This is a genomic window from Aneurinibacillus migulanus (genome assembly GCF_001274715.1).
Classification (GTDB): domain Bacteria; phylum Bacillota; class Bacilli; order Aneurinibacillales; family Aneurinibacillaceae; genus Aneurinibacillus; species Aneurinibacillus migulanus.
On record NZ_LGUG01000004.1, the window covers coordinates 2,983,348 to 3,005,255 of the forward strand.

Here is a 21,908-nt window from a genome sequence, read left to right on the forward strand (position 1 = left end):
AGGAGAGTCGTTTTTTTAAAATACACTCAAAATCTCGTAAAGAAGAACAAAGTGTAGATTACAATATAAAGGTAAGAATTAGCACAAATTATCAAAAAAGTCTTTTGCTTAAAATGTAAAATATGAATATACCAGAGGTGTTAATGAATGGATTATTTTGAAAGAATACAAAACTCAATTGAATTCATTGAAGAGAACCTACAAGACGAATTAAATATTACTGAAATCTCCTCGAAATCTTGTTTTTCAGCGTTTCATTACCAGCGGATTTTCCAAGCTATCACAGGGTTTTCTGTGCAGGAGTATATAAGAAACAGAAGACTTTCTGAGGCTGCGATATTACTGAAGGAAACAAGAAAAAACATATTAGAAATAGCGATATCTTTTCAATATGGTTCCCAAGAAGCATTTACTCGTGCATTTGTAAATTGTTTTGGTATAACCCCAGCTAGATATCGAAAAGGGGAGGCTATTATAAGTCAACGAAGCAAAATTAACTTTTTGGATTATAAAACTAGGATGAAAGGAGACTTAACTATGAACAAACCTGAAATTATTCTACTAAACAAGATACATATTATTGGTTACGAATACAAAACAAATTTAAATAACGAAAAATACTTCGAAGAAATTCCGGGATTTTATCTTGATTTTGGAAGAAATGAATATTATTTGCGAATTCCTAATAAAATTGCACCTAATATGTCATACGGTATATCGACCAACTTTCATGATAGTGGTCATTTTTCGTTTATTGTTGGAGAAGCGGTTCAGGAATCTAATACAGAATTAGAAAATGGTTTTGTGAATCTTGAAATTCCAGAGGGCAAATATGTTGAATTCAAAGTTAACGGAACCACTGATTCAGTTCAAAATACTAGAAGATACATCTATGGAACATGGCTACTGAATTCTAAATATGAAAGAGGAGAGGGGCCAGATTTTGAGATTACCGATGTTTTAAATTCAACATTTCCAAATGAAATGAAAATGAAGATTTACATACCAATAAAGGAATAACCTAAGGAGAGAATAGCATGAATATTGAAATGATTTTTGGAAATTTTCCAGTATTGGAGTCTGTGAATCTAGTATTTAAAAAAATCGAAGAGGTACATCTCCAGGAAGTATATACGATTTACGACAACGACAACGTATTTGAATATTGTGGGATCATTCCGAAGCATAACTTACAAACGGTAAATAAGATGATTAGCCATTTTGATAGAGATTACCATAAAAAAAGCAGAATCAAGTGGGGTATCTTTCAAAAGAAACAAAGTAATAAATTGGTGGGAATTATTGAATCTATGGATTTTAACCAAAAGGTGAACATGGTATCCATCGGCTACTTTTTGGCAGAGAATTACTGGGGTAAGGGCATTGCAACTGAATCTGTTGGCGCGTTAGTAAAATTTTTATTTGAAGAAGTTAATATTAACAGGATCCAAGCAGAGGTCATGCCTGCAAACGAGATTTCGAAGAAAGTCCTGTTAAAAAACGGTTTTATAAAAGAAGGATTGTTAAGACAAGCTTCTTTGTGGTCCGGTAAAGGAGTAGTCGATTTAGAAATATACGGCATACTTAAAGAGGACTACATGAATAATTTATATTAAAATGATACGGATTTTTCCTACGTTAAACAATGCTTGTTTAGAAAGAATAATACGATTTGAAGACGAAAAGGACCTCCTGTAATATTCGATGTGTCATACGGAGGTTCCTAATATAAATAGAGTATTTAATGGACGTAATAGTGGTTCAACACCATGAATTTTGAGTGATGACAAATTATTAAATAACTCAACGTTTATTATTTTTTATCATATCTAATATATCTTTTATTACATTAATAACAATTTGTGGTCGATCGATGTGGATTGCATGCCCAGCATCTTCAACAATAATATGTTTTTTATTAGTTGACAAGTTAGCAAGTTCTCCCTGGAATTTCATCCAAGCAATCATAGACTCCGTTGTATGAAAAGGCTGCAGACCGCCTGTCACGACAATAAGCGGAATGTTTCCAAGAGATTTCGAAGTGCGAGCTTGTTCTAAGCTTTCTTCAACCTCATTAAGAGAGCCTTCCAAAGTAAATTGATTATAATAATCTTCCTGAACCTCTTTTGTAAATAAAGAAGGCAGTATTTTATTTTGGTCCTCGTGACATGAGTCCAAGAGAACTACTCCTGCAACTTCCTCTGGATATGTACTTGCAAATAATCTTACATTTAATCCTCCAAATGAGTGTCCAACTAACACATATGGAGGATTTACACTTGCTTTTTTAAGTAATGCACGTAGGTTCTCGACACTTTGCTGACTATGACGAGGTCTGTTATCCCATTCACTTTTGCCAATACCGGCTCTATCATAAATAAACATTTTTGAGAACTTTGAAATGTCATCTTTAATCGAATTCCAGGTTTCTAATGTAAATCCATATCCGGAATCAAAAACTAAAGTTGGACCCTCGTTATTTTTACCTAACAGTTCATAATATAATTCAATACCACCAATGTCCAGCTTTTGTCCTGGTTCATTCTCAATAATTTTGCTCATATTTAATCCTCCATTTTTCCCCTGTCATTCATCTCATCTTAATTCAGTGAGTTCAATTTAATTGAACTTATCGTAGCATGTATTTATTTCCTTTTCAAGTTAAAGTTTAATATAATTAAACTACCTTATTAAAATAAAAAGGGTGTTGAAAATGAATGAACTCGGAAAACGAATAAATAAATTAAGAATAGAAAGAGGTATGACGCTTGTAGAACTAGCAGGTAACAAAATGACGAAGGGGATGTTAAGTATGATTGAAAATGGGCGTGCGAACCCTTCGATGGAGAGCTTAAAATTTATTGCGCGCCAGTTAGGCTGTGATCCTCATTATTTGTTAGAGAATCATACATCTGATGAACTAAAGTACTTATTTAGTCAGGTAGAGGAAGCGTTTGAAAAAAATAATGATGAACAGATAATTAATTTAACAAAAGATATGCTTGACCAACAGCTTCCAACTTCATTTGAGTCTGCTAGGATATTAGAAATTACTGGCCGAACGATTTTTAAGAGCGACCAAAAAAAAGGAGAAATGTTGATAGAACGAGCGATAGCAATCTATGAACAGTTATCCCTTTTTAGTCACTGCGTAGCTGCTAAAGTACACATAGTAAAAAACCGTGCAAAAGACGGTAATTATCATGATGCGCTTAGATTGTTGCGAAGTGTCCGAAAAGAGTATCATGAAAAAGCAACGGTGATTGATATCGTAGTTGAAGTAGAAGCGAATTATGTTGAAGTGGTCATACTCTTCGGGGTAGGTGACTATAAAGCAGGAAGGAGTAAGCTTAATGAATTAATTGAACTATCTAGGCGGAAAGGGATCTTTTATAAGATGGATGATATTTTTCGAATTGCAGCGTTCCAAGCCCTTCTTCGTAACAATGAAAATGATTATGCTTACTTTATAAAGAAGTCAGAGCAGTTTGCTGTTTTTAGTGAAAATGATGAATCGCTGACTTTTACGTTGTTACTTCAAGCTCATTATCACAATCAAATATCAAAGGATTATGAACAAGCCCTTTTTTACTTGGGTGAGTTTGCTACGTTAGTAAAAGGGGAGCTCGGAAGTGACTATTACTATCTTGAAAAAGGTAAAGCGCTATTAGGAAAAGGACAGGTAGAAGAAGCCCTAAAAGAATTTGAACAATTTAAGATGCCGAACACGACTAGTTATCCGCTTGAATTATCTATTCTCTATACTGCAGATGCATATAGGGCAAATTGCCTCTTGCAACTAGGAAGAGTAAAGGAAGCGCTTATCTATGCGGCAAGAGCAGCTAGCAATATAGGTTCGTTACCTCAAACTCCTTATCGGGATTTTATAAAAAATACCTTAGACTTAGTGAATAAAAATCTACAATAGCCTTATCAAAAAATTGTATTCAATGCGATTAGCTTAACGTATTCACTGATTTGGAAGGGGAGAGATAGCATCATCAACATCGATCAATTTCTTGCCTGTATTCTACAACTGTTCATCGTGACAGGCGGAGTGTAATAGAGGAAAATGGTTCCCCTATTTTTATGAAATGCGTTCTGAACACCCGTGATTTCAATCATGATGAGATTTTTAAATTTACTCGTTAATAAAATTTATCTTTACCGTGTTGGTTAGATGAAAGCTTAAAGGCACTACAATAGTCAATTGAAAGTTTATTTATTAAAGCTATTTTTGCATGTTAAATGATTTTTTACATTAAATAGCCGATTTCCTATATGCTAAGGGAATCGGCATTTTTGTTCTAAAAACAATGATTTTGGGTAAGATGAGTCTTTCGATAGCTACTATGAAGTCTTGTAGCTTATGTTAACAGAATATTATATCATCTTCCTTTTCATCAGGTTATTACCTTAATATTTTTGGTTTAGACAGGATTTTTCAGTTAAAATATGGAATTTGTTATCATCTTAAAATAAAGAAGGTGTGCAAAGATGAAAAGAGAGACTTCTGCTTTTCGCAACCCCGCTTTTCTATTTATGTGGATAGGAAGTGCCATTTCTGAACTCGGAGGAGCATTTGGTACTTTTTGTAATTCTGTTATTGTTTATGAATTGACGGGATCAGAATTAGCCCTTGGAAGCATGTGGCTCATTTATTTTATTCCTTCCCTCATCCTGCAATTAGGGATTGGTCCCTACATAGATAAGTGGAGTCGAAAGCGAATGATGATCTTTTCTCAGTTTACCAGAGGAGCAATTTTTCTTATCCCTTTATTGATGTTTAATTTAAACACTTTGGAAGTATGGAATATCTACGCTGTGCAGATTGTCATTGGACTGATTCAACCTCTGTATGCACCTGCTAGTTTTTCTATTATTCCGACCCTCATTCCTAAAGAGCTACTCACATCTGCCAACGCCTACTTGGATGGTACCATACGATTGATGACCTTTTTAGCTCCGCCAATGGGGGGACTGTTAGTAGATTGGATCGGTGTATCATTTGTACTTGTGTTCGTTTGTTTGTTTTTCACTATCAGTGGTCTTTTGCTTATGTTCCTGAAGGAGCCTCCTTTACACGTAGGGAAAGTCCGCGCTACATGGTTTAAGCAATTTATGGAGGGGATTCGATTTTTTATAAGACATCCTCTTCTGCTGTGGTTAGGTATTTTTCTTGCCTTTGTTCAATTTGGGGTAGGTGTTACCATGGTCATTAACCTTCCGTTCATGATGGAAGAATTGAAGGGAAGTTATGCACAGTACGGTTATTTTATGGCTGGATTTCCGTTAGGCTATTTTTTCGGCTCTGTGTTAACTTCTAAAATTAAACCAAAGCCTACTTATCGCCGCTCCATTATGTTGGGAGCACTAATAGCAGGAGGATTAACGTATATATCTATGAGTTTTACAACTAGTATTTCAGTAGCGATCACTATTGAGGTGGTAGCTGGAATCATCCTGCCGTTTTTCAACGCTAATAGTACAAGTCTATATCAACAAACAGTGCCAAATCATCTTATAGGAAAGGTATTTTCAATTCGGCTCTTCATCACCCGTGCTGCCATGCTGCTTGGGATTCTTGTCGGAGGGACATTAGGGGAATTGTGGGGAATTCGGGCAATGTTTTTACTGATTGGGGTTATCATCTGCTCCTTCTCCCTTTTAGGAATATGCCTTCCATATTTTAGATTTTTGAATGGTCCCATCAGCCAAAAAAATTCGATTCATTCAGCTAGGTAGTACTCGAAAAATGGAAGGTAACCTATTTCATACTTTTTGTTTCTGAGATACCAGAAAGCGATGTGGTAATATCCCTTTAACAAAAATATATACTTGAAAGAAGTATATATTTTTGTTAAATTTATCATATGGATAGAACAAGTTTAATTAAAGGTCATTTAGAAATGTGTGTGTTATCTATTTTGTCAAAGGGAAAAAGCTATGGATATGAAATTATGAAGGAGCTTGAAGAACACAATTTAAAACTAAAAGGAGTAGGAAGCATTTACCCCATTTTGACTAAGCTAAAAGATCAAGATTGGGTTGATACTTACCGTGAAATGACAGAAAATGGGAAGGTTAGGGTTTATTATGAAATCAATGAAAAAGGGGAAATGTATCTTCAGAAAAAAATCAATGAGTGGCTAGAGTTACAACAGGATATCAAATCCCTGCTTCAAAGTGGTTTGAAAGGAGAATATTTGGAATGAATATTAAATTGAGCATAGCAGAAGAACAGTTTTTAAACGAAGTTCTTAAAGAATTAAAGCAATATCACATAAGTTCAAAGGATAGAAAGAATATTAAACAGCAGCTTTTAGAACATATTCAAGAATCTCGTGAACACGGCCAAGATAGTATAAATGAACTCGGTGATACAACGACATTTGTCAGAGATTTTTTAGAGATTAATGGCGTTGATCTTCATTCTGAAATAAAACAAATACGAAAATCCAACAATAGGGCAGGAGCTTTATTTGTGATAGGGTTCTTTACCTTAATTGTTACCTATCTCATCTCGCAGTTAATACTATCTATGTTTTTAACAGAATCCTTTAACCCATTAAATACTAACAGCTTGTTTAATTATAATATTTTTTATCAGATTTCAGATAACTCATGGTGGAATTCCTTGCTAATGATTATTAGCGTGTCTATTTCCTTACTAGTTTCGATGCTGGCAATGTTTTATATACGAAAAAAAATTAAATAAATTTAATTAGGTGAAAATTAATATGAAAGTACTAAAAACTACAGTTATTTTTATATGCTTATTATTACATACGTTTATTTTATTTCTGCCAGCCTCGACAGTCTCCGCCGAGCAAGATATTAAGGATACTATGGACGACTATATAGAAACCTTTTTAAAAGAACATCGGATTCCAGGAGCTTCGATTGCTATTGTTCATGGAAATAATATATTTTATTCTAAAGCATGGGGTGTAACGGGAGAATCTGAGGAAAAAGTAACAACTGAAACTCCCTTTACTATAGGATCGATAAGTAAATCATTAACAGGCTTAGCTATAATGAAATTAATTGAAGAAGGTACCGTTCATCTAGATGATCCAGTCCAAAAGTATATTCCATGGTTTACACTTAAAGATAAACAAGCAGCATCCCAAATAACAATTAAACATTTACTTACGCAAACAAGTGGGATAAGTACTTATTCTGGCTTATCTATATCAGATAGAGAATCTAAAGATTTGGACGCTATAAAGAAAAATGTAGAAAGTTTATCCAACATTAAGCTGACTGCCGCACCTGGAGAAAAGCATCAGTATAGTAATGCTAATTTTTCTATTCTTGGTGCCCTCATTGAAGAAGTTACCAATCAACCGTATTCTGAGTATATGGAACAACAAGTGTTTTTACCCTTAGGTATGAAAAATGCAGCAGCTGACAAAGATACGGCATATAAAAAAGGGTATTTAGCTGGTTATCAGTCCTGGTTAGGAATCCCTCGAAAAAGTTCAGTAACATATGATAATGGAGGAGTATCATATGGATACATAACTGCAAGTGCAGAAGATATGGTCCAATACATCAGGTTTCTTAGTCAACAAGATAGCAACAATTTTTTAAGCGAAAATACTATGAACCTTTATGTATCACCTCATGTTCAAACAGGTAAAAATCGGTACTATGGCCTTGGTGTAAGAATCACAAATCCAGATTCTAAGGACAGAATGATATGGCATTCAGGTTCAACGCCTGACTCACATGCAGAAATATTTTTCATACCTGAAACTGGCTGGGGTGGAGTCATTCTTACGAATAAAAATCATATTCTAGAAGAAGCGGCACTTCCACATTTGAAAAAAGGTATGATTAACATTTTAAATGGAGATAGACCAGTTGATATACCCAAAAACACACCTTATATTCAACTTGTTATGATTGGTATAGTATGCTTCCTTTTTGTAATATTCATTTATCTGCTAGTAAAGGTTAAATCAGGAGAAGTTCGTAAAAGAAGCGTATGGCGTATCTCTGGCATCATTTTTTTTATTTTATCTATTGCTATAATTCCGTTGCTAATTTATAGTGTAGAATCTCCGTGGCATACGATAAAAGGGTTTGCGGCTGATATTGCATTACTAACCAGAATGATGGCTATTCTCCTAGCATTTAACGGCTTATTATCAATATATATTTCATTTAAACAATACACTATTAGGGATAAAACAACATCAGTATGCTCCGTTTTTTGATATATTTCCACTAACGACTAACTTTTAACAATAACCAAAAAGGCAACCGGTTAAAGGGGTATACTCGGGTTCCTTGTGTATGTTCTTATAAAAAGATGAAAGCCGATTTCTCCTACCCTGAGGAGTTCTCGGCTTATTTTTTATTAATTCAAAGGACGTGTGGGAACAAGACGAGCGGCAACGCCAGGGAGTTTTTCTTATTACATTGCCTTACGATATTTCCAATAAATCAATTTTGCATCTCTGTGGTCAATTTGGAATTCTAACTTCATTAATACATTTTTAGAACCAATATTATCAGGTTCACATCTAGCGGTGATACATTTGACTGCATCTTGATTCACGGCCCACTGTAATAATTTTTGGGCAGCTTCAAAACAATAACCTTTACGGCGGTGGCTTTCATTAGTAGCAAAACCCATTTCAATTATACCGTCCGGATCAGGATCACCTAAAAAGCCAATACCACCAACTATTTCTTGAGTATCTTTGGCCACAATGATCCAGGAGTCAAATCCCTTAGTGCCATTGTTTTTAATCAAGAGCTCACGAAAGTAGGGTAAAGCTTCAAAAAAATCGGGACCCGGCCATTCGCCGTTCGTTTTATATCCCAAGGCCTCGATTGCCTGTGTATCACGCTTAGCTGCCGCCTCGATTAAATCAAGATCAAGGGTTTTGAGCAACAGACGCTTAGTTTCAAGGTTCATATTTAGTTAATCCCTTTCTTATAGTAATAGTTCCTCGTAAGCTCCAAAAATTTGATAGTTAATAATGTTAATTTTATCCTGTAGCGAAATATTGAGCAATGGCAAGATTTATTATAAAAAGAAGTATATTGCCTGTTAGATGAATGAAGTACAGATTGCTGATAAAAGCGAGCAAAACGCAAATCAATTTGGACAGGTTGCTAAACATGGCGTAAAGAATAAAATAAAAGATGCAGTAAGTGAACCTGGTTCTAGCGAAGAATCCGAGGAAGATGCTCCTGACGTTTAATTCATGAAAATTATTACTGCTCCTACGTAAGCTAGAAGAGTGACCTTGAAAGTCGCTCTTTTATTTTTTTCAAAAACCACAAGTGCAAATATCTTAGTACTAAAATACTGCGCATAAAAATAATAATAAAAAAATACACTATCCTATTTTAAAAGAAAGAAAACATGGTAATATTTTGTTGAAGGCAAGACGACTAAAGTTTTTGTCCTATATCCGGAGCAAATTCGACAACGAATAGTGATTCCGATTAGTTGAAAGGAAGAGAAAAATGAATTCACTGCTAAAACAATTGAACCATACGATTAAACAGGAAAATGATTATGTTTATTCAATGCTTTCTTCTCTAGGAAAAGCGATTTATTTTCCTAAGGAAGGGATACTTAGCCAATCCGCAGAAGCAAAGACCAAGGCGAAAAAATTCAACGCGACGATTGGAATTGCAACAGAAAACGGTCAACCCATGCATTTGCAACTCATTCAAGAAACACTATCTGCCTACGATCCAAAGGACCTATATGAATATGCCCCTCCAGCAGGGAAACCTGAGTTGCGCTCGGTTTGGCGAAAAAAAATTGTAGCTGAAACACCTTCTCTTGAAGGAAAGACTTTTAGTAATCCCATCGTCACCAATGCACTTACGCATGGTTTGAGTATTGCAGCCGATTTATTTGTAGACTCGAATGATGTCATTATTGTTCCGGACAAAAACTGGGAGAATTATGAGATCACTTTTGGTATCCGCCGAGGAGCAAAATTAGTGAATTATCCGCTCTACAACTCAGTTGGCAAATTTAACGCCGCTGGTCTTAAAGACGCTATATTAGCTCAAAAGGATAGCGGGAAAGCCGTTGTACTATTGAACTTCCCGAATAATCCTACCGGTTACACCCCAGGAACAGAAGAAGGGGAGGAAATTGTCACTGCTATATTGGAAGGTGCAAAAGCAGGTATCAATGTTGTTGTTCTAATAGATGATGCTTACTACGGATTATTTTTCGAGGACTCAATTCGTGAGTCACTGTTTGGAAAATTAGCTAATATACATCCTCGAGTATTAGCTGTTAAGATTGATGGTGCAACCAAAGAAGAATACGTATGGGGGTTTCGCGTAGGCTTTATCACATTTGCTGCTCAAAGCGAGCCGTTACTTCTCGCATTGGAACAAAAAGCAATGGGAATCATTCGAGCTACAATATCAAGCGGGCCACATCCATCACAAACCTTTGTTTTAAAAGCCCTTCAATCTTCAGAATACACGACTCAAAAGCATGAAAAATATGAGATCATGAAAAATCGTGCCAATCGAGTCAAACAAATTCTTGATTCGGGTAAATACAATGATGCTTGGGATTACTATCCGTTCAATTCCGGCTACTTTATGTGTCTGAAGCTTAAAACGGTTGATGCAGAGACGTTACGCATTCATCTTCTTGAAAAATACGGTGTAGGGACGATTGCTTTAGGCGTAACGGACCTGCGTGTAGCATTTTCTTGTGTTGAAGAAACGGATCTCGAAGAATTGTTTGAAAACATTTACCAAGGCGTTAAGGATATCGCAACAATCTAACAAAAAACGTGGAGCTCGTTCACTGAATATGAAAAGGGATGTTTGAAATATAACATCCCTTTTTTCCATAACTTATAGTACGATGCAAGGAGAATATGATACAGACGGCTATCATCCTTCCAGAATAGGGCATAAAAAAATGGCCGAAACTTGCTTATGAAGAAAGCATTTTAGCTTTTGGTCAATATTTAGGTTATTCATAAAAACCATGTTTTGCTGCATAACGTCCCCAGTGTGGGCGCCTCTCGTCTATATCCGTAAATCCATATTCATCCGATAAATCCCAACTGGTTAATACTTCTCCGGATTTCTCGGATACGTGTGGATCCGCTGCCAAGGCAGCAATTCCCTGGCCAATAAAAAAGGGAGTCTCGGACTCAATATAATGAGGGTCAATCTTAACTGCATCCTGCCAATTCTCTTCCGTGACACCAAAATGATCAAGCATAGCTTCGGAACGGAGGAATCCTGGTGTTACGGAGATTGCTGTAACACCATATGGACGAAGGTCTTCCGCCATTGCAGCAGCGAGATGGATAGTCGATATTTTAGCAAGACTGTAATATAAATTACCACGATAGCGATAATCAAATCCATCCGTAATCTCCACAATCAACCCTTTATTTCTGGCCACCATCAAAGGTGCTCCATAATGGCTCGTCATAATATGGGAGTGCACAGCACGTTCCTGCATGAGCAATCCGTTCGACAGCGAGTGTTTCAAAAAGGGGGTCTCCCATTCCGTTAACGAATCTCCACCCCATACGTCATTGACCAATATGTCAAGACAGCCATTTTGTTCCTTTTGAACTCGCTCAAACAGGGCTTTTATTTCGTTTTCTATCGTATGATCTACTCGTACCGGAATTCCTACACCACCACGATGCGATACCATATCTGCTGTCTCCTCGATCGTCTCTGAACGCCCCATATCGGAAAGATTTCCCCGTACACTACGGCCTGTACAATAAACCGTTGCTCCGGCTTCTCCTAACATAACGGCGATGCCGCGTCCAACTCCGCGTGTTGCCCCAGCTACAACGGCAACTTTTCCTTGCAAGGATTTCATCACATATTCCTCCTGATTATAGAATTGTTTGATTTCTTTATCAGTTTATCCGATAATATATGACATCTATTGTCATAAATAACTATATAAATTACACTTGATATTTTGACAGGGTAGCATGGTTGGAAGGAGGCGATTCAGAAAAAGAAGAGGTTGGATGCGCCCTGCGCTCCAGCAGAAGAAAGGCCGGTGTGTCTTTTTCCAACCGCTCTCGCCCACCGCCCTTCCTTCTTTTCTTCCCTCTCACCACAAGAATTTGTCGATGTATCAAATCAGATGTATATAAAGAGGAAAGGAAGATGACGCTTGAGAGCAGATCGATTGCTTTCCATATTATTGTTGCTGCAAAATCAAGGGAAAATGACATCTCGAGAATTGGCCGAAAAACTTGAAGTATCGGAAAGGACGATTTTTCGTGACATGGAATCCTTAAGTGCGGCTGGAATTCCGATATTCGCTGAGCGAGGAACGAATGGGGGATGGGCCTTATCCGAAGGATATCGTACTAACTTAACCGGAATGAAGACAGAAGAAATTGTATCGTTGCTGCTTGCTAATCCTTCCGGTCCTTTACATGATTTAGGTCTACTACATAACTTTGAATCCGCCTTTCAGAAGCTGCTAACTGCATCTCCGACCATGATGAGAAACAACGCCGAGTATGCACGGCAACGTCTTCATATTGATGGAGCAGGCTGGCATGAATCGACCGAGGTATCTCCATACTTGTCCGTTATTCAGGAGGCAACGTGGGAAAATCGAAAATTGCATATCAACTACCAGAAAGATGAAGAAGTTACTGAACGAATTATCCATCCGTTCGGTTTGGTAGCAAAGCGTAATACCTGGTACGTAGTAGCGCAAACAGGGGAAAATATTCGCACTTATCGTATTTCACGCGTACGAAGTGCTCATACGTTGGATGAAACGTTTGAGCGACCGATTGATTTTAACCTGGCGGCATATTGGGAAGAATCGATTGAGCGATTCAAATCAAATCTGCCATGGTATCCCACACGATTGAAAGTAAACGTGAAATTATTTCCTCGTCTTTACAGGGAGCGATACATCAAAATACGGAGCATTCACCCGATGGAAAATGGATGGGTAGAAGCCGATATTGAATTCCATACGCTAGATTCTGCCTGCGAGTCGATCCTTGGATTCGGAGCACTCGTCAAAGTAATAGAGCCATTTGAATTACGGGTCAAGGTACTAACTGAAGCAAAGTCCATCTTGTCTATCTATAATCACATATAAATGGACGCCGATTCAAAATATAATGTAGGTTTCTTCACTTCCAGAAAAGAAGAGGGGAGATGTACCCTCTTCTTTTCTTACTCCCTGCTATAAGCGTATGTCGATGTATCAAATCAGATGATATACTACTCCTTTTATTTGTAGCCATACAAATCCCTTGTCGCCTTTACACTTGCAGCGGCAGCCGCTTCTACAGATATATCGTGCAATTCTGCTACCACAGTTACAGATCGGCGCAAAAAAACAGGTGTCGTCACCTGCCCAGCAAATGGTCCGTTATGTGGCCATGGTCCGTCCGTCTCAAGAAGCAGTTGGGGGAGTGGAATACGGCAAGCTAAATGCCTGTCGCGTTCACGGTAGCAAATCTCTGGAGTTATTGACACGTAATAACCGTGACGCACGATTTTCTCCACTACATCATTCGGCGCCTTCAACCAGTGAAAATGGGCTTTACAAACACCTTTCTTAAGCAGAATATCCAGCGCTATTTGCGCTTTATCGTGAACGGCATGCAGCGCCAGCGGCAGAGCAAGCTCGACAGCCACCTCTGCAAATTGATCCAACAATTCGCAATGTGCTTCTGTTTCTTTCACTGCATCTGCCTGATAGTGCGGCAATCCCACTTCGCCAACCGCATCGATCATTTCTCTTTCTTTTCGCAGCAAAGAAAACAATTCTTCCCGCTCCAACAGAGAAGGAAGAGATTGTTCGGGATGATATCCGACAGCAGCATACACGAAATCCGGATAGCGACGTTTCAACTCCAGCGTTCGATAGGCAGAAGCAAGGTTCATCGAAACTGCCACCACCCCTGTAATACCAGCCTTACGCCATTCAGATATTAACTTGTCCGTATCTGATTCGGGGTATTGATCGAGATGAAGATGAGCATCGATACATTCCATTGTCTACTCCAGCTTTCTTCGCCCGGCAAACCCGTCATGTAATCCATGGTAATGGGTGATTTTTTCTTCACCTTCCCGCCAGCATAATAGAACTTCCTCATCGTTAATCAATGCAGGAAAATCGACGAGTCCCGGATCAATTTCTTTTAGTTGAGCCCCTTGGGAACGAATGTTGGTAACATGCATCTGTGCCTGCATCTCCAAAAACTCCAGACCTGCTTCCATTTTGAATACATATTCATCCTGAGTATTGATTGCAACTTGCTGTGGATGCCGTTTTTTGTATGTCGTAAGTTCAAGATACTTTTGGCGAAACTCATTGCGGATGTGCTGCAGTGTCGCAATTTCCTGACGGATACTTGGAAGCAATTCATTAGCCTCTTCAACGGTAAAAAAACGTTTCTGCATCGCGACCACCTCCTCCTCTATATTATAACCGAAAAGTTGAAGTTGTTGATACCGTCCGACTATTCGTACTATTATTTTGTGTAGGATCATTATATATCATAGTTCCGTTGTCAGTGAAGCGATTGTCAATCCCTCGGATGTAAACCGCATTACATTCATCGGGTCGAGCGCATCGATTTACACGAAAGATATCGGTAATATGCTATCATTTATTAACGAAACGGATGCTGGTTTATCTCTATTAAGACCGTATTCGTAAAAGCATAGTCTGCTATTCAATCCCCTGAACAAGACGTTGCCTATGCCAGGGGATCCTCTACATATCAAGATATACAGAAGAAAAAAATCCAGAGGAGGAACATTATGATTACTCTCACATTCGAAAAAAACGGTGCGTGGCAATTAGGCGTAAAAACAGAAAAGGGCGTGCTTGATGTCGCCGCTTTTGCCGAAGAAACAAAAACCGAACGGGTGCCGCTATCGTCGACCGAATTCATCGAGCGAGGAGATGAAGGGATCAGAGCATTACAGCGTCTGACAGACCGGGCAATTACAGAAGGAACAAACCATTTTCTGTCTGAAGATTCTATCATATATGGACCATGCGTAACGGAGCCACAAAAAATTATTTGTGTAGGTTTAAACTATCGAAGACATGCGGAAGAGTCCAATATGGCTCTACCAGAAGCACCGCTTCTCTTTAGTAAATTTAATAACACACTTACGGGTCATAAGCACGAAGTAAAACTACCCGTGTTATCTAATGAAGTCGATTATGAGGTGGAGTTAGCAATTGTAATCGGCAGAAAAGCAAAAGACGTGGAAAAAGATGAAGCGTTAACGTACATCTATGGATATTGCACCGCTAATGATTTATCGGCTCGTGATCTTCAATTCAAAAGCTCTCAGTGGTTGCTGGGGAAAACATGCGACGGATTCAGCCCAGTTGGACCATATCTCGTATCGGCGGATGAAGTAGGTGATCCACAAAACCTGCGAATTCGTACCTGGTTGAATGGTGAAGTGCGTCAGGATTCCAATACGTCAGACATGATTTTCTATTGTGATGAAATCGTCAGTTATATTTCGAAGCACATGACGCTTTACCCTGGTGATATCATTTTAACGGGTACACCTGAAGGGGTCATTCTTGGATACCCCGAAAATGATAGAGTGTGGCTCAAAGACGGCGATGAAATTACTGTTGAAATCGAGAAATTAGGACGACTCACCAATACGATGCGAAAGTAATTCAGTACCTATTAGATAAAGGAGAACCACGCGCAGAGCAGCATCGTTTCGATGCAGAAAGAAAGCCTGCGTGTGTGTTTACTTTTTCCATGAAGTAGAATCAACAGAAATGGAATCCCCCTGTATATTCTACTTGCTGCACACCTATATTGTTGTTACAATAAAATTGGTTGAACAACCAACCAAAGGACGGTGATTAATATGAGTAAACAGGATAAACGACAACGAATCATTGATGCTGCGTATCAGGTAATCGCAGAGAAAGGGTACGAAAAGTCATCTATTAAAGATATTGCGCATGTCGCCGGAGTAGCTCCCGGGCTTGTACACTATTATTTCACCAGCAAAGAGGAAATCTTATCGGTTTTGCTGATGGAGGCGTCCCGGCAATATACTCGTTATATGGAAAACATGCGTGCAACGGTTGCTTCAGAGCAACTTCCAGAAGCTGCATTAAGCGAACCAAAGAACAGAGTCGAAAAGCAGCCGGATTGGTACAAATTACGCTATGAATTCTTTGCTCTGGGTCTACGTAATTCATCGATTGCGCCTGCTGTAAACGAATTATTGGAAAACGGTCGGCAGGGAATTTCCCATATCCTGCAAAACACACTTAAAAACCCGCATCAGGACATTGAATCGACGGCCGCTCTTTTGTTGGCATGTTTTGACGGTTTAGCTTTACAAAAATTGCTTGATCCCAACTTTAATTTGGAATCTGCCTATCACGTTCTAGAGCAAATGCTACGTTCCTTAGAAAAAAACAGGTAGTAGCTATGTACACATAAATTTGGTTAGTCAACCAACCAATAAAACTTTAGGAGGGCTCATATGATGCAAATGGTTTTATTATGGATCGAACGGCTGGCATTGGCTGTAATTGTAGGTGGGGGAGTCGTCATGGCTGCCGGTGTACGTCCGCTATTCGCACCAATTCTGGCAGAGAGGGGGAATGCAGCTTTGGTGTCAACCATTGAGAACCTTTCCATTTCCGCATGGAATCGCTATAACCGATATGCATTTCTATCTATAGTTTTAGTGATAATTATTGATGTTCTGCGTATAGTCGCGGGACTGACTTTTTCGTATTGGCACATTGCTATGGCCATAGCAATTATGATAGCATTGCTCGGAAAGCTTGTGATCGATAGAGAGCTACAGAACCGGCTACGAGAAAAAAGTATAGAGGCTGTCGGTAGCACCGAACAAAATACCGGCCATCGACGCGTTGAGTTGCTCACAAAAATCATTCTTATTTTGGCCATTATTTTAACTGTTTTCCCTATAGAGATCTTGCCGACATTTTGACGTAAAACGTAGGATAAGACAATGAGAATCGGATACTGGTTATCCACCTATTCAAAGCGAGCGTTTTCAGGATAACCATGATTCCGCCAACACAGCATTATAGCTGATCATGTCTTTTATTTTCGTTTTGTATATTATATAATTTGTTTAATATATTTAACGAAAAATGAGAAAGGAGGAGATTCTTATGGATGCCATACATGTAAGAGTTGGAAACAACTTAGAGAAAATCAGAAAAAAAAGGGGCCTTAGCTTAGATAAAGTTTCTGAATTAACTGGGGTTAGCAAAGGAATGTTGTATCAGATAGAACGAGGAGATTCTCAACCGACTATTACAACCGTGTGGAAAATTGCTACAGGACTCAATCTTTCTTTTTCATCACTGATTAGAACTGAAGAAACAGCCGTTTCTATTGTTTCTCGTGCAGAAATTCCACATGTAACAGAGGACAATGAGAACTGTAAAGTATATTTGCTCTTTCCATTCGATCCTCAAACACGCTTTGAAATTTACAGTATCGTACTACATCCTAATGGGAGCTATCTTTCTTCTCCTCACAATGAAGGGGTTTACGAATACATAACAGTTGTTTCAGGGGTGTTCACATTAAAGATAAGGGACGAGATATTCAACTTACCAGCAGGAGATGCTATACGCTTTGCAGGTAATGCTCCCCATATGTATATAAACGAAACGGATGAAGATGTCGTATTGCAAGTTGTTATGTATTATACAGAATCATAAAGACTTGAAGGGAATGAAATAGATGAACAACTTAAAAGAAAGTGCCCAACGAGTACAAGAGAAACTATTGGAATTAGGACATACAAACAAGGTTATAGAACTATCGGACAGTACCCGAACCGCTCAAGAAGCAGCAGACGCAATAGGGTGTGAGGTAGCACAAATTGCTAAATCCATCATTTTTCGCCTTAAAAGTTCAAATAAACCGTTATTAATAATTGCCAGTGGTATTAATCGTATCAATGAAAAGCAAATTGCTAAACAATTAAACGAAAAATTAGGAAAAGCGGATGCTGATTTTGTACGTGAATATACAGGGTTTGTTATCGGAGGAGTTCCTCCTGTAGGGCACAAAGAAAATGTTATAACATTAATTGATGAAGACCTTTTTCAGTACAACACGATATGGGCTGCTGCTGGACATCCAAAAGCGGTATTTCAATTGACACCAGATGAATTAGTAAAAATGACAAAGGGAAAAGTTGTTTCTGTAAAATAGTAAATACGCTGAAAATGATCAAACTTTTTTTGAAACGATCACCTTATATCTTTACAAATCACAAGCTGAACAGTATTATTAAACCGAACAGTCGGTTCAAAAACAACCAGATAAACGATATTATTAGGCTGAAGATTTTCTTTGTACGAAATGCTTCAGCAATATTTTTTGATTGAAAACAGACCGAACAGTCGGTCCATTCAGGAGGGAGCTACATGAAGGGATTATTATCCAATCGGACATTTCTTATCGTGACAGCCTCTGATATTCTACAGAATATCGGTATTTGGATTAGAAACATAGCAGTACTGTTTTTTGTCATGGAACAGACTAATGGTAATCCGGTCGCCGTTTCAGCATTAACGGTTGTAGAATATTTACCGATTTTTATTTTTTCGATTGTTGGTGGTGTACTAGCTGACCGTTGGCAACCAAAACGGATGATGATCTGGGGAGATGTATTGAGTTTTGTTTCCATTGTTATTATCATCTTTTTCGTCATGAAGGGATACTGGTTGGCTGTATTTGCCGCCACTATGGTATCAGCCATCGTCTCTCAATTTTCACAACCGTCATCTTCAAGAATTTTTAAGCAACATATTCCTGAGGACCAGATTCCAGTAGCAATAGCAACCACACAAACCGTAAGCTCCCTTTTTATTATAGGAGGGCCGATTATAGGAACAGCTGTTTACAGTATGTATGGTTTATATGTATCGTTAACTCTTTTATTGGTAATTTTTGCGCTATCTGCTTTATTATTATCGCTTCTACCAAATGATAAGGTTCAACAACACATCGGTAAACTCTCGTTTGTAGCAGATACGAAAGAAGCGGCTGTCTATTTGAAAGAAAACAGAAATATATTAATTATTTTATTGATGTTTTCCATTTTGGCATTCGGAGCAGGCCTGATTCAGCCTCTTGAAATTTTTATTATCACAGATCGTTTGCACTTAACCAAAGAAAATCTTCAATGGTTTACTGCCCTTGCCGGTCTGGGAATGCTCCTTGGAGGTATCGTGGCTGCTGTATCGGCAAAAATACTAAATGGAAGGACTGTTATTGTAACCGGATTATCTTTTCTAGGTATATCCACAGTAATTGAAGTTATATCCGTATGGCCTTATGTAACTGGTACGATGAGATTCTTAACCGGCATATTCATGGCAATGATACAAACGATTTTATCGACCTTTATGCTCACAGCGATTAATGAGAAATTCGTTGGGCGGATGAACGGGTTAATCACGCCCATTTTTACAGGATTCGTTCTCATCGGAACAGGTCTCTCGGGCTTTTATATGAAAGCCACTTCGCTAATAACTGTTTTTGTTACGGCGGGCATTATTTTTATAGTGGCATCATTAATAGGGCTGAAGCTTTCCTTGCAGTCTTCAACAAACAAAACTGCTATGGAAGAGAAGTCAGCCGGTTCTTATTAAAGGCAAACCTTATCATTCAAAGGGGTACCATGCTTTACGCTATGTTGTTTTATCCTATACATTTTCCATCCTTTTGCATAAAAAAGTAGACTAAACAAAGAGATTCCACTCATTGCCATAAACATTGCTTTTCCACCATAGGAGCTTAAAATAAGCCCGGCAAACCAGGGGCCGAGAAAACTCCCCAGTTGCGTAAATTCTTGTGCGCCATAGTAGGTACCCCTTACTTTTTCAGGCGTTATTGCATCGATTAAAGCATATTCGGATGGAATAACGAGTATTTCTCCGATAGTGAATACAATCATGGATACCATAAGCAAACTTTCATTAGTAGAGAAAGCAAAACCGATTTCACCCAATGCAAACAAAGTACTACCCATTATTATGGTTTGGAGGCCTTTATATCTTTCCAGCATTTTTGTTATCGGTGCCTGCAGAAGGACGATAGTAAATCCATGAACACTTAATAAGTAACTGAACAGTGTAACGCCTTCTTCGAAGTGTTCGCTTACATATTGTGATAGGTAAACGGACATTTGGCCATGAACAACGGTAAGACTAATGCCTCCCAGAATGAAGAAGAGCAGTATGAAATCACGGCGAATTGTATTCAATGCACCCAGGATAGTGATGCCATCTTCTTGTTCGTGGTTTTCCTCTGATTTGACGATGCTATATTTTTTAAAACCGATAAGTAAAATGAATGCATAGAACAAGTAGACCATTCCGGTCAGTTGAAAGGCTGTTGAACTTCCTTCAAGTCCAAGGTTCGCTCCTATTATCGGTCCAAGCGCATACCCAAGATTCACCGCCAAATATCTGGTAGAGAACAGCTTAAATCTTCTGTCCTGAGGCGTTATATCGCCCATTAGAGCTTTAGATACGGTCGAAAAAAACGAGGTAGCCAATCCCTTTGCCATGCTCAATAAAAAAAGTAGGAGTGGGTTAGTCACAAGAATAAACAACACGAAAAGAATGGCTAAACTACATAGAGAGCTAAACATTAACATTTTTCTTCCAAACCGGTCCGATAATATCCCACCGATAAACCCACCGACTGTAGACGCCAATGGGCCTGCTCCAACAATCATACCAATAACGGCATAACTTAATTGTGTATGTTCGTTTAAATATACAGCCAAAAACGGAATGCTCATAGCACTCGTTAAGGAAACCATCACCGTTCCCAGTATGAGAATTTGTACGATAGGATGGTATGCAGAAAGTAGCCTTTTCATATTATTCATGGCTTCTTTCCTCCAGACAATGTTATACGCTCCAGGTCCTTGGTCAGCAATGCAATAAAAGACGGCCTTACACTATAGAAGGCTACGGTAGTGCTTCCCATATAATGTCTGCGAACAATTCCGGCTTTGGCAAGAGTAGTAACATGATGATGAATTGTACTTTTAGCAAGCCCGATATTTTTATGCAACTCTATCAGATCACAAGGGTGCTTAGCTATAAATCCCAAGATTTTCAGCCTATTTTCGTCTGAAAGCGCCTGGGAAAGCTTAACGATATTCTGTTGGGCTATTTCTTTTTCGTTAAGTTGCGATGCAACAGGATAAAGGTACGTGGCAATCCCTTTAAAATAATCATGAATGACCGTTGGCTTACAATGATACTGGGGGATAACATATATCTGTTTAAGTTCTTCAACCTGTTCTACCCGTATACCATTCGTTACTTCTTCAATCAAATCAATAGGGGAGAGCTCTTGTGCTCTTTTGGCTTTTAATGCGGCATCCGCTTGTAACTGAGAAAGTATATCCAGCGAAAGATGTTGAAAGTAGTACTTATTCCAAAGCTGTAACAGACTAAGCGTTTTATCACGAATTTCTCCGATATTAGCAGGAATCGTTTCCACCCATGGAGAGAGACGTTCAAAAATTTCTCCGGGAGGCAACTTCTCTAGCCAGTCTAGAAAGTCTGTAACCGAATCTTTTCTTGGACATTGCGTAATCAATAAAACAATACGGTGCAAAACCTCCCATCGTTCATCCACGAACTCCACAATGAATTTCTCTGGGATACTTGCCTTGACTTTAGCAACCCACTCATCCTTTATATCCAATGGTTTTAGTTTTTTATAATAGATAAAAGCATACAAACTATTCACCAATTCATAAGCGGGGGAATAGTCAACCTTTACACTATAGCTCATATGTCCAACTCCTTTCATTTATATAAAAATAAATTCCTGGTTTCTATTTGAGAATATTTTATA

The 21,908-nt window shown here is 38.3% G+C and carries 24 protein-coding genes; 16 read left to right on the forward strand and 8 right to left on the reverse strand.

Going from position 1 to position 21,908, the window contains the following annotated elements:
- Nucleotides 1-147: 147 nt before the first annotated feature.
- Nucleotides 148-1,020, forward strand: a complete 873-nt coding sequence (locus AF333_RS16185; RefSeq protein ID WP_043063438.1) for an AraC family transcriptional regulator — start codon at nucleotides 148-150, stop codon at nucleotides 1,018-1,020.
- Nucleotides 1,021-1,037: 17 nt separating this feature from the next.
- Nucleotides 1,038-1,616, forward strand: a complete 579-nt coding sequence (locus AF333_RS16190) for a GNAT family N-acetyltransferase (RefSeq protein WP_043063437.1) — start codon at nucleotides 1,038-1,040, stop codon at nucleotides 1,614-1,616.
- Nucleotides 1,617-1,803: 187 nt separating this feature from the next.
- Here AF333_RS16190 and AF333_RS16195 read toward each other — a convergent pair whose 3' ends face one another.
- The gene (locus AF333_RS16195; RefSeq protein ID WP_043063436.1) at nucleotides 1,804-2,562 is read right to left on the reverse strand and encodes an alpha/beta fold hydrolase; all 759 of its coding nucleotides are present in this window, start codon (nucleotides 2,560-2,562) and stop codon (nucleotides 1,804-1,806) included.
- A 151-nt stretch (nucleotides 2,563-2,713) separates the two neighbouring features.
- Between AF333_RS16195 and AF333_RS16200 the strand changes: the two genes are divergently transcribed.
- The 5 genes from AF333_RS16200 to AF333_RS16220 all read left to right on the forward strand — a co-directional run bounded on the left by AF333_RS16200 (nucleotide 2,714) and on the right by AF333_RS16220 (nucleotide 8,225).
- The gene (locus AF333_RS16200; RefSeq protein ID WP_043063435.1) at nucleotides 2,714-3,928 is read left to right on the forward strand and encodes a helix-turn-helix domain-containing protein; all 1,215 of its coding nucleotides are present in this window, start codon (nucleotides 2,714-2,716) and stop codon (nucleotides 3,926-3,928) included.
- 569 nt (nucleotides 3,929-4,497) lie between these two features.
- A complete protein-coding gene (locus AF333_RS16205; protein WP_043063434.1) occupies nucleotides 4,498-5,745 on the forward strand; it encodes an MFS transporter in 1,248 nt (415 codons plus the stop codon).
- A 128-nt stretch (nucleotides 5,746-5,873) separates the two neighbouring features.
- Nucleotides 5,874-6,215: a PadR family transcriptional regulator gene (locus AF333_RS16210; protein WP_043063433.1), complete on the forward strand. Its 342-nt coding sequence runs from the start codon at nucleotides 5,874-5,876 to the stop codon at nucleotides 6,213-6,215.
- On the forward strand, nucleotides 6,212-6,718 hold the full coding sequence (locus tag AF333_RS16215; RefSeq protein WP_043063432.1) for a DUF1129 domain-containing protein: 507 nt from the start codon (nucleotides 6,212-6,214) through the stop codon (nucleotides 6,716-6,718). Before AF333_RS16210 ends, AF333_RS16215 begins: the two co-directional genes overlap by 4 nt.
- Before the next feature lie 22 nt (nucleotides 6,719-6,740).
- The gene (locus tag AF333_RS16220; RefSeq protein WP_043063431.1) at nucleotides 6,741-8,225 is read left to right on the forward strand and encodes a serine hydrolase domain-containing protein; all 1,485 of its coding nucleotides are present in this window, start codon (nucleotides 6,741-6,743) and stop codon (nucleotides 8,223-8,225) included.
- A gap of 200 nt (nucleotides 8,226-8,425) precedes the next feature.
- Here the strand turns inward: AF333_RS16220 and AF333_RS16225 are convergent, their stop codons facing one another.
- Nucleotides 8,426-8,932 carry a GNAT family N-acetyltransferase gene (locus AF333_RS16225; protein ID WP_043063430.1) on the reverse strand — a complete coding sequence of 169 codons (507 nt, stop codon included), beginning with the start codon at nucleotides 8,930-8,932 and terminating at the stop codon, nucleotides 8,426-8,428.
- Nucleotides 8,933-9,071: 139 nt separating this feature from the next.
- On the opposite strand from AF333_RS16225, the gene AF333_RS33735 reads away from it, so the two are divergent.
- Both AF333_RS33735 and AF333_RS16230 read left to right on the forward strand, forming a co-directional pair.
- A complete protein-coding gene (locus AF333_RS33735; RefSeq protein ID WP_158502258.1) occupies nucleotides 9,072-9,221 on the forward strand; it encodes a hypothetical protein in 150 nt (49 codons plus the stop codon).
- Between the two features lie 268 nt (nucleotides 9,222-9,489).
- Nucleotides 9,490-10,788 carry an aminotransferase class I/II-fold pyridoxal phosphate-dependent enzyme gene (locus tag AF333_RS16230; RefSeq protein ID WP_043063429.1) on the forward strand — a complete coding sequence of 433 codons (1,299 nt, stop codon included), beginning with the start codon at nucleotides 9,490-9,492 and terminating at the stop codon, nucleotides 10,786-10,788.
- Between the two features lie 193 nt (nucleotides 10,789-10,981).
- Here the strand turns inward: AF333_RS16230 and AF333_RS16235 are convergent, their stop codons facing one another.
- On the reverse strand, nucleotides 10,982-11,857 hold the full coding sequence (locus AF333_RS16235; protein ID WP_043063428.1) for an SDR family oxidoreductase: 876 nt from the start codon (nucleotides 11,855-11,857) through the stop codon (nucleotides 10,982-10,984).
- A gap of 91 nt (nucleotides 11,858-11,948) precedes the next feature.
- A complete protein-coding gene (locus tag AF333_RS35475) occupies nucleotides 11,949-12,128 on the reverse strand; it encodes a hypothetical protein (RefSeq protein WP_235496516.1) in 180 nt (59 codons plus the stop codon).
- A gap of 35 nt (nucleotides 12,129-12,163) precedes the next feature.
- Here AF333_RS35475 and AF333_RS16240 point away from each other — a divergent pair, with 35 nt between their 5' ends.
- Nucleotides 12,164-13,117 carry a helix-turn-helix transcriptional regulator gene (locus AF333_RS16240; protein ID WP_043063427.1) on the forward strand — a complete coding sequence of 318 codons (954 nt, stop codon included), beginning with the start codon at nucleotides 12,164-12,166 and terminating at the stop codon, nucleotides 13,115-13,117.
- A gap of 134 nt (nucleotides 13,118-13,251) precedes the next feature.
- Here the strand turns inward: AF333_RS16240 and AF333_RS16245 are convergent, their stop codons facing one another.
- Together AF333_RS16245 and AF333_RS16250 are read right to left on the reverse strand one after the other, a co-directional pair.
- The gene (locus AF333_RS16245; RefSeq protein ID WP_043063426.1) at nucleotides 13,252-14,022 is read right to left on the reverse strand and encodes a TatD family hydrolase; all 771 of its coding nucleotides are present in this window, start codon (nucleotides 14,020-14,022) and stop codon (nucleotides 13,252-13,254) included.
- Between the two features lie 3 nt (nucleotides 14,023-14,025).
- Nucleotides 14,026-14,430 (reverse strand): DUF2203 domain-containing protein, encoded by a 405-nt coding sequence (locus AF333_RS16250; RefSeq protein WP_043063425.1) that lies wholly within the window; start codon nucleotides 14,428-14,430, stop codon nucleotides 14,026-14,028.
- 363 nt (nucleotides 14,431-14,793) lie between these two features.
- On the opposite strand from AF333_RS16250, the gene AF333_RS16255 reads away from it, so the two are divergent.
- From AF333_RS16255 to AF333_RS16280, 6 genes are all read left to right on the forward strand, one after another.
- Entirely contained in the window at nucleotides 14,794-15,681 is an 888-nt protein-coding gene (locus AF333_RS16255) for a fumarylacetoacetate hydrolase family protein (protein WP_043063424.1), read from the forward strand.
- 201 nt (nucleotides 15,682-15,882) lie between these two features.
- On the forward strand, nucleotides 15,883-16,452 hold the full coding sequence (locus tag AF333_RS16260) for a TetR/AcrR family transcriptional regulator (protein ID WP_043063423.1): 570 nt from the start codon (nucleotides 15,883-15,885) through the stop codon (nucleotides 16,450-16,452).
- Nucleotides 16,453-16,512: 60 nt separating this feature from the next.
- Nucleotides 16,513-16,989, forward strand: a complete 477-nt coding sequence (locus tag AF333_RS16265) for a hypothetical protein (RefSeq protein ID WP_043063422.1) — start codon at nucleotides 16,513-16,515, stop codon at nucleotides 16,987-16,989.
- A gap of 187 nt (nucleotides 16,990-17,176) precedes the next feature.
- Nucleotides 17,177-17,734 (forward strand): helix-turn-helix domain-containing protein, encoded by a 558-nt coding sequence (locus AF333_RS16270; RefSeq protein WP_043063421.1) that lies wholly within the window; start codon nucleotides 17,177-17,179, stop codon nucleotides 17,732-17,734.
- 22 nt (nucleotides 17,735-17,756) lie between these two features.
- The gene (locus AF333_RS16275; protein WP_043063420.1) at nucleotides 17,757-18,233 is read left to right on the forward strand and encodes a YbaK/EbsC family protein; all 477 of its coding nucleotides are present in this window, start codon (nucleotides 17,757-17,759) and stop codon (nucleotides 18,231-18,233) included.
- Between the two features lie 215 nt (nucleotides 18,234-18,448).
- Nucleotides 18,449-19,678: an MFS transporter gene (locus tag AF333_RS16280; protein ID WP_043063419.1), complete on the forward strand. Its 1,230-nt coding sequence runs from the start codon at nucleotides 18,449-18,451 to the stop codon at nucleotides 19,676-19,678.
- Here the strand turns inward: AF333_RS16280 and AF333_RS16285 are convergent.
- On the reverse strand, nucleotides 19,675-20,925 hold the full coding sequence (locus AF333_RS16285) for an MDR family MFS transporter (protein ID WP_043063418.1): 1,251 nt from the start codon (nucleotides 20,923-20,925) through the stop codon (nucleotides 19,675-19,677). The two genes, AF333_RS16280 and AF333_RS16285, sit on opposite strands and share 4 nt — an antisense overlap.
- On the reverse strand, nucleotides 20,922-21,845 hold the full coding sequence (locus AF333_RS16290; protein ID WP_080787515.1) for an ArsR/SmtB family transcription factor: 924 nt from the start codon (nucleotides 21,843-21,845) through the stop codon (nucleotides 20,922-20,924). The genes AF333_RS16285 and AF333_RS16290 overlap by 4 nt, the downstream gene beginning before the upstream one ends.
- Between the last annotated feature and the right edge of the window lie 63 nt (nucleotides 21,846-21,908).